This is a genomic window from Pseudomonas sp. P5_A2_2 (assembly GCF_054177685.1).
This window is the reverse complement of sequence record NZ_JBGCUL010000142.1, coordinates 1-8,080: the sequence shown is the minus strand read 5'-3', so window position 1 is coordinate 8,080 and position 8,080 is coordinate 1. Positions and strand designations below refer to the sequence as shown.

Genomic DNA, 8,080 nt, shown 5'->3' with positions numbered 1-8,080 from the left:
CCACTGTGGGAGCGAGCTTGCTCGCGATGAGGCCATTAGCAACACCACAAAAACCCGATCAACAAAAAACCCGCTGAAATCTCTTTCAGCGGGTTTTTCATTTCAGCAGCCAGGAAGATCAGAAATCCTCCAACCGCCACACTTCATAAGCCGGCGTCTCATAGGGATGGCTCTGTTTCAGAGCCGCCACCACCGCGCGAATCGACTCATCGGCCACCACCAGCTCAACCTTCCATTCCTCGACCTGCTCGACCTGCCCTGCCTCGCCAATGAACGGCTGGCTGCCGTCCAGTGGACGAAACTGACCCAGGCCCAACACCTGCCATGCACAGTGGTCGTAAGCACCGATTCGACCGCCACCGGCGGCGAATACGGCGCTTTTGACCACTTCGACATGACTGTCGGGAACGAAGAAGCTGAGCTTGTACACGGCTATCAGTTCACCCACACGCGAGCATTACGGAACATGCGCATCAACGGTGCATCTTCGTTCCAGTCATCGGAGCGCCACGAGTTCTGCACGGCACGGAACACACGTTCCGGGTGCGGCATCATGATGGTCACGCGACCGTCGCGGCTGGTCAAACCGGTGATCCCGCGCGGCGAGCCGTTCGGGTTGGCCGGGTAGCTTTCGGTGACCTTGCCGTGGTTGTCGACGAAACGCATCGCCACGCAACCCGACAGATCTGCTTCCAGCAGTGCTTCTTCGCTGGCGAATTCGGCATGACCTTCGCCGTGGGCGATGGCGATCGGCATGCGCGAACCGGCCATGCCTTGCAGGAAGATCGAGTTCGACTCCTGGATCTGCACCATCGCAACGCGGGCTTCGAACTRCTCGGAACGGTTACGCACAAAGTGCGGCCAGAACTCGCTGCCCGGGATCAGCTCGTGCAGGTTGGACATCATCTGGCAACCGTTGCACACGCCGAGGGTGAAGCTGTCGTTGCGTTCGAAGAAACCCTGGAACGCATCGCGGGCACGGCTGTTGAACAGCGCCGATTTTGCCCAGCCTTCACCGGCACCCAGTACGTCGCCGTAAGAGAAACCGCCGCAAGCGACCATGCCCTTGAACTCGTTCAGGTCGACACGGCCGGCCAGAATGTCGCTCATGTGCACGTCGATCGCGTTGAAGCCGGCGCGGTCGAACGCAGCCGCCATTTCCACCTGACCGTTGACGCCCTGCTCGCGCAGTACGGCAACCTGTGGGCGAATGCCTTTCTTGATGTAAGGCGCGGCGACGTCCTGGTTGATGTCGTAGCTGAGCTTGACGCTCAGGCCCGGGTTGTCTTCTTCCAACAGCACGTCGAACTCTTGCTCGGCGCAGTCGGCGTTGTCACGCAGACGCTGGATCTGGTAGCTGGTCTCGGCCCACTGACGTTGCAGCAGACGACGCTGACCTTCGAATACGGTTTCGCCGTTGAAGGTGATGCTGATCTCGCCGTTGTTCATCGGCTGACCGACCACCGATACGCAGTCGCCCAAACCGGCAGCGCTGAACTGCGCGAGGATGTCCGGGGTAGCGTCCTGGCGAACCTGGATCACGGCACCCAGTTCTTCGTTGAACAGGATGGCGGCGATGTCGGCGGAGGTTTCTGCCAGACCGTCGAGGTTCAGGCTCAGGCCACAGTGACCGGCGAACGCCATCTCGACAACGCTGGTCAGCAGACCACCGTCGGAACGGTCGTGGTAAGCCAGCAGGTGACCGTCGGCGTTGAGGCCCTGGATCACCGCGAAGAAGGCTTTGAGGTCTTCGGCGTCATCGACGTCCGGCGCCTGTTTGCCAAGCTTGCCGTGAACCTGCGCGAGGATCGAGGCGCCCATGCGGTTCTGGCCATGGCCCAGGTCGATCAGGATCAGGTCGGTGGTGCCCTTGTCCATACGCAGTTGCGGGGTCAGGGTCTGACGGATGTCAGTCACTGGCGCGAAACCGGTCACGATCAGGGACATCGGCGAAGTGACGGACTTGTCCACGCCTTCGTCGTTCCAACGGGTGGCCATGGACATCGAGTCCTTGCCCACCGGAATGGTGATACCCAGCTCAGGGCACAGTTCCATGCCGACCGCTTTCACGGTGTCGTACAGGCGCGCGTCTTCACCCGGGTGACCGGCAGCGGACATCCAGTTCGCCGACAGTTTGATGTCGGAGATCTTGCCGATGCGCGAAGCCGCGATGTTGGTCAGGGTTTCGCCGATGGCCATGCGGCCCGACGCCGGAGCGTCCAGCAGTGCCAGCGGAGTACGCTCGCCCATCGCCATGGCTTCACCGGTGTAGACGTCGAAGCTGGTGGCGGTGACGGCAACGTCGGCCACCGGAACCTGCCACGGGCCGACCATCTGGTCACGGGCCACGAGGCCGGTGATGGTGCGGTCGCCGATGGTGATCAGGAAGCTTTTGCTGGCCACGGCCGGGTGATGCAGAACGCGCTCGACGCAGTTGGCGATGTCGAGGGTCGACGGATCGAAATCGTCGCCCAGTTCGTTTTCACGAACCACCGAACGGTGCATGCGTGGGGCTTTGCCCAGCAACACTTCGAGCGGCATGTCCACCGGGCTGTTGCCGAAGTGGCTGTCGGTGACGGTCAGCTGTGGTTCGGCAGTGGCTTCGCCGACCACGGCAAACGGGCAACGCTCGCGTTCGCAGATCGCCTTGAAGCGCTCGAAGTCAGCCGGGCCGACCGCCAGAACGTAACGTTCCTGGGATTCGTTGGACCAGATTTCGTGCGGGGCCATGCCCGGCTCGTCGTTTGGAATGTTGCGCAGTTCGAAACGGCCACCGCGGTCGCCGTCGTTGACCAGTTCCGGGAAGGCGTTGGACAGACCGCCCGCACCCACGTCGTGGATGAAGCTGATCGGGTTCTTGTCGCCCAGTTGCCAGCAACGGTCGATGACTTCCTGGCAGCGACGTTCCATTTCCGGGTTTTCGCGCTGTACCGAAGCGAAGTCCAGGTCTGCCGAGCTGGTGCCGGTGGCCATGGAGGAAGCCGCGCCGCCACCCAGGCCGATCAGCATCGCCGGGCCGCCGAGCACGATCAGCTTGGAGCCGACGAGGATCTCGCCTTTCTTGACGTGTTCTTCACGGATGTTGCCCATGCCGCCAGCCAGCATGATCGGCTTGTGGTAGCCACGAACTTCGTCACCGTGCGGGGTGGTGATCGACTGTTCGAAGGTACGGAAGTAACCGGTCAGCGCCGGACGGCCGAATTCGTTGTTGAATGCCGCGCCGCCCAATGGGCCTTCGATCATGATGTCCAGCGCGGTGACAATGCGCTCAGGCTTGCCGTACGGCACTTCCCACGGCTGTTCGAAGCCCGGGATCTGCAGGTTGGACACGGTGAAACCGGTCAGGCCGGCTTTCGGCTTGGCACCGCGACCGGTCGCGCCTTCGTCGCGGATTTCGCCACCGGAACCGGTGGACGCGCCCGGGAACGGGGCAATCGCGGTCGGGTGGTTGTGGGTTTCAACCTTCATCAGGATGTGCACCGGCTCCTGCACCGCGCCGTACTGGCGGGTTTCAGGGTCCGGGAAGAAACGACCGGCCACGGAGCCGACGATCACCGAAGCGTTGTCCTTATAAGCCGACAGAACGCCTTCGCTGTGCATCTGATAGGTGTTCTTGATCATGCCGAACAGGCTTTTTTCCTGGCTCTGGCCGTCGATGTCCCAACTGGCGTTGAAGATCTTGTGACGGCAGTGCTCGGAGTTCGCCTGGGCGAACATCATCAGCTCGATGTCGTGCGGGTTGCGCGAAAGGCCCACGAAGGCGTTGACCAGGTAATCGATCTCGTCTTCGGCCAGGGCCAGGCCCAGCTCGGTGTTGGCTTTTTCCAGCGCGGCGCGGCCGCCACCCAGCACGTCGATGGCGGTCAGGGGTTTCGGTTCGGCGTGGCTGAACAGGCCGGCGGCCTGTTCGAGGTTGCCCAGGACGATCTGGGTCATGCGGTCGTGCAGACCGTCGGCGATCAACCGGGCTTCAGCGTCGCTGAACTGGCCGGCCACGTAGAACGCGATGCCGCGCTCCAGGCGCTGGATTTTCGCCAGGCCGCAGTTACGGGCAATGTCGCTGGCCTTGCTCGACCACGGCGAGATGGTGCCGAAACGCGGCAGCACCAGAAACAGACGACCGGTCGGTTCCTGTACCGGAACGCTTGGACCGTACTTCAGAAGGCGCGCAAGCACCTGCTGTTCGTCGCCGGTCAGGACGCCGGTAACTTCGGCGAAGTGAGCGAATTCAGCATACAGGCCACTGACAGCCGGAACCTTCTGGCTCAGTTGCTCAAGGAGTTTGCTGTGGCGAAAGGCAGAAAGGGCAGGAGCGCCGCGCAGGATCAACATCTTCGGGACAGCCTCGGGAAGGGGTGTGCTTTGAGGCCGTGCATTCTAGCCTAAACAGCCCGCGACAGCACCCGAAACGCTACGCACGGTTGCACCCGGACGTCGATCTGTGTTTCTGCCTTGAAAGTCAGGTTAACTGAATGTGTAACAACAGCTTATTTTAACGGTGAAAAAATGCAGACAAGGCCCATTTCTGCGGGGTTTCGGCCGTTTTTGTGATGTCTAGCAGACAAGCCCCTCGCTGTCGAGATATGGCGCCCGTGGTCCTTTGCGTATACTGCGCAGATGTTTTTCCCAACGGCTTTGCGTCCGCGGTACGCCAAATGGCTGATCGCAACCGGACTCTTCCTGATGCTCGGTGGCTGTGTTGATAAACCCAACACGCTCGAGCGCGTAAAGGAGGATGGTGTGCTGCGGGTGGTTACCCGAAACAGCCCCGCCACCTACTTTCAGGATCGCAACGGTGAAACCGGCTTCGAATACGAGCTGGTGAAGCGCTTCGCCGACGATCTGGGGGTCGAGCTCAAGATCGAGACCGCCGACAACCTGGACGACCTGTTCGACCAGGTCGGCAAGCCCAATGGCCCGGTACTGGCGGCTGCCGGGCTGGTCAGCAGCGAAGAACGCAAGAAGCAGGTGCGCTTCTCGCACTCCTATCTGGAAGTCACCCCGCAGATCATCTACCGCAACGGCCAGTCTCGGCCAACCGATGCGAAGGATCTGGTGGGCAAGAAGATCATGGTGCTCAAGGGCAGCACCCACACCGAACAACTGGCGCAGCTGAAACAGAAATTTCCCGGCATCGAATACGAAGAGTCTGACGCGGTCGAGGTCGTCGATCTCCTGCGCATGGTGGACGAAGGTCAGATCGACCTGACACTGGTCGACTCCAACGAAGTGGCGATGAACCAGGTGTATTTCACCAACATCCGGGTCGCCTTCGACCTCGGTGACGCCAGCAACCAGAGCTGGGCCGTCGCGCCGGGCGACGACAACAGCCTGCTCAACGAAATCAACGAGTACCTCGACAAGGTCAAGAAAAACGGCACCCTGCAACGCCTCAAGGATCGTTACTACGGGCATGTCGACGTTCTCGGCTACATGGGCGCCACCACCTTTGCCCAACACTTGCAGCAACGCCTGCCCAAGTACGAACAGCACTTCAAGTCGTACGCCAAGAAAGAGAAAGTCGACTGGCGCCTGCTGGCGGCCATCGGGTACCAGGAATCGTTGTGGCAACCGGCCGTCACGTCCAAGACCGGCGTGCGCGGCCTGATGATGCTGACCCAGAACACCGCGCAGGCCATGGGCGTGTCCAACCGCCTGGACCCCAGGCAGAGCATCATGGGCGGCGCCAAGTACCTGGCCTACATGAAAGACCAGCTCGACGACTCGATTCAGGAACCGGACCGTACCTGGTTTGCCCTGGCGGCCTATAACATCGGCAGCGGCCACCTCGATGACGCCCGCAAACTGGCGGCCAAGGAAGGGTTGAACCCGGACAAATGGCTGGATGTGAAGAAGATCCTGCCGCGCCTGTCGGAAAAGAAGTGGTACAGCAAAACCCGTTACGGCTACGCCCGTGGCGGCGAACCGGTGCATTTCGTGGCGAACATCCGTCGGTACTACGACATCCTGACCTGGGTCACGCAGCCGCAGCTTGAAGGCGATCAGGTCGCCGAGGGCAAACTGCTTGTGCCGGGGATCGACAAGACCAAGCCGGCGCAGGAGCCTGCGCCGCTTTAAAAACCACCACCAAACCACTGTAGGAGCGAGCCTGCTCGCGATGAGGCCCTTTCAGTCACATCAACTGTGTCTGTCAGACCGCTATCGCGAGCAAGCTCGCTCCCACAGGGTTTCGTGTCGTTCTTTAAGCTTTGGCAGCAGCCGCCAGAATCAGCGCCTTCATTTCCGAAACAGCCGACTTGAAGCCAACGAATAGCGCATGGGCCACCAGCGCATGGCCGATGTTCAGTTCGTTGATGCCCTTGATCGCCGCCACGGCTTCGACGTTGTGGTAGTGCAGGCCATGGCCGGCATTGACGATCAGGCCCTGGGCCAGACCGAAGGCCACGCCATCAGCCACACGCTTGAGTTCTTCGGCGACTTCGGTCGGGGTTTCTGCGTCGGCGTAACGCCCGGTGTGCAGTTCGATGGCCGGCGCGCCGACACGGCGGGAGGCTTCGATCTGCCGCTCATCTGCATCGATGAACAGCGACACTTCGGAGCCGATCTTCGACAGGCGCTCAACCGCGGCCTTGATCCGCGCTTCCTGCCCTGCCACGTCCAGACCACCTTCGGTGGTCAGTTCCTGGCGGGTTTCAGGTACCAGGCAAATGTGCGCCGGGCGGATGCGTTCGGCGAACTGCATCATTTCTTCGGTGACACCCATTTCGAAGTTCATGCGGGTTTGCAGCACATCCTTGAGCAGCAGAACGTCGCGCTCCTGAATGTRCCGACGGTCTTCGCGCAGGTGCACGGTGATGCCGTCCGCGCCCGCCTCTTCCGCGTCCAGTGCCGCCTTGACCGGGTCCGGGTAACGGGTGCCCCGGGCCTGACGCAGGGTGGCAACGTGGTCGATGTTCACGCCAAGAAGAATGCGGGTGCTGGTGGTCACGGAAAGCGCTCCAGAAGAAGAGAAAGTTCGGTGCACAGCATACACAAGGAATTTACGGCTTTCGAAACAACTCTCGGGAAACCAGCGGTCGACCGCCCAAGTGAACGGCCAACGCCTGACGCATCAAGCGTTTGGCTGCCGACAACGCGCCCGGCGCACTCCAGTCTGCATCGGCCATGGCCAGCAGTTCGGCGCCATTGAACAGGCCCGGTTGCAGCAGGTAGACACGCTCAAGCCCCGCATCCACTTGCAAACGGTAGAGGCCGTCCGGCGCGATGGGCTGATCATGAATATCAGTCGTCAGGGAAAAACCGTAGCCGAGGTCATCGAGCAAGCGCCACTCGAAGGAGCGCAGCAAGGGCTCCAGTGGTCGACCCTCGGCCAGGGCCAGCAAGGTGGCGGCGTAATGATCGAACACCGAAGGGAGCGGATCTTCAGCGGGCAACAAGCGAATCAGCAGCTCATTGAGATAAAGACCGCTGAACAGTGCCTCGCCATTGAGCCAGGTGGAAACCCCGGCACTTTCCATGCGCCCGACATTCTTCAGCTCACCCCTGCCCCGGAATTCCACTTCCAGCGGTACGAACGGCCGCGCCAACGTCCCGGCCTTGCCCCGGGCACTGCGCAACACCGCCCGCAGTCTGCCTTGTGGCGTCAGGAAATCCACCAACGCGCTGGTTTCGCGGTAGGCGCGGGAGTGCAGGACGTAGGCGGGTTGGGCGATGGGTTGGGACATGGAAATCGCAGATCTCGATGAAGAAGCAGATATTACTGACAACCCCAAAACCACTGTAGGAGCGAGCCTGCTCGCGATGAGGGACTAACATTCAACACACTCGTTGACTGACAGACCGCTATCGCGAGCAGGCTCGCTCCTACAGTTACATCACTTGGGTCCGGCTTTACAGGTCGCCGTAACCCAACGAACGCAACGCACGCTCGTCATCGGACCAGCCACCCTTAACCTTGACCCACAGGTTGAGCATGATCTTGGAATCGAACAGCAACTCCATGTCCTTGCGCGCTTCGGTGCCGATGCGCTTGATACGCTCGCCCTTGTCGCCAATGATGATTTTCTTCTGGCCATCGCGCTCGACGAGGATCAAGGCATGGATGTGCAGGGTCTTGCCC

Annotated in this window: 6 protein-coding genes; 1 reads left to right on the top strand and 5 read right to left on the bottom strand. The window is 61.1% G+C overall.

Annotated features, from left to right (window positions below):
* Positions 1-118: 118 nt before the first annotated feature.
* Together ACXRVY_RS11715 and purL are read right to left on the bottom strand one after the other, a co-directional pair.
* Positions 119-430 (bottom strand): YqfO family protein, encoded by a 312-nt coding sequence (locus ACXRVY_RS11715; RefSeq protein WP_223460325.1) that lies wholly within the window; start codon positions 428-430, stop codon positions 119-121.
* 5 nt (positions 431-435) lie between these two features.
* Positions 436-4,332, bottom strand: coding sequence for a phosphoribosylformylglycinamidine synthase (gene purL, locus ACXRVY_RS11710; RefSeq protein WP_458237438.1), 3,897 nt, complete (start codon positions 4,330-4,332; stop codon positions 436-438).
* Between the two features lie 285 nt (positions 4,333-4,617).
* On the opposite strand from purL, the gene mltF reads away from it, so the two are divergent.
* On the top strand, positions 4,618-6,078 hold the full coding sequence (gene mltF / locus ACXRVY_RS11705) for a membrane-bound lytic murein transglycosylase MltF (protein ID WP_223460292.1): 1,461 nt from the start codon (positions 4,618-4,620) through the stop codon (positions 6,076-6,078).
* A gap of 124 nt (positions 6,079-6,202) precedes the next feature.
* Here mltF and pdxJ read toward each other — a convergent pair whose 3' ends face one another.
* The 3 genes from pdxJ to ACXRVY_RS11690 all read right to left on the bottom strand — a co-directional run.
* The gene (gene pdxJ, locus ACXRVY_RS11700) at positions 6,203-6,949 is read right to left on the bottom strand and encodes a pyridoxine 5'-phosphate synthase (RefSeq protein ID WP_458237437.1); all 747 of its coding nucleotides are present in this window, start codon (positions 6,947-6,949) and stop codon (positions 6,203-6,205) included.
* A 52-nt stretch (positions 6,950-7,001) separates the two neighbouring features.
* A complete protein-coding gene (gene recO, locus ACXRVY_RS11695) occupies positions 7,002-7,685 on the bottom strand; it encodes a DNA repair protein RecO (RefSeq protein ID WP_223460290.1) in 684 nt (227 codons plus the stop codon).
* A gap of 166 nt (positions 7,686-7,851) precedes the next feature.
* Positions 7,852-8,080, bottom strand: a 229-nt coding sequence (locus tag ACXRVY_RS11690; RefSeq protein ID WP_177141992.1) for a KH domain-containing protein, incomplete at its 5' end; no start/stop codon positions are given.

Coding starts and splice junctions, on each gene's coding strand:
- mltF (WP_223460292.1), top strand. CDS start 4,618: ATGTTTTTCCCAACGGCTTTGCGTCCGCGGTACGCCAAATGGCTGATC.
- recO (WP_223460290.1), bottom strand. CDS start 7,685: ATGTCCCAACCCATCGCCCAACCCGCCTACGTCCTGCACTCCCGCGCC.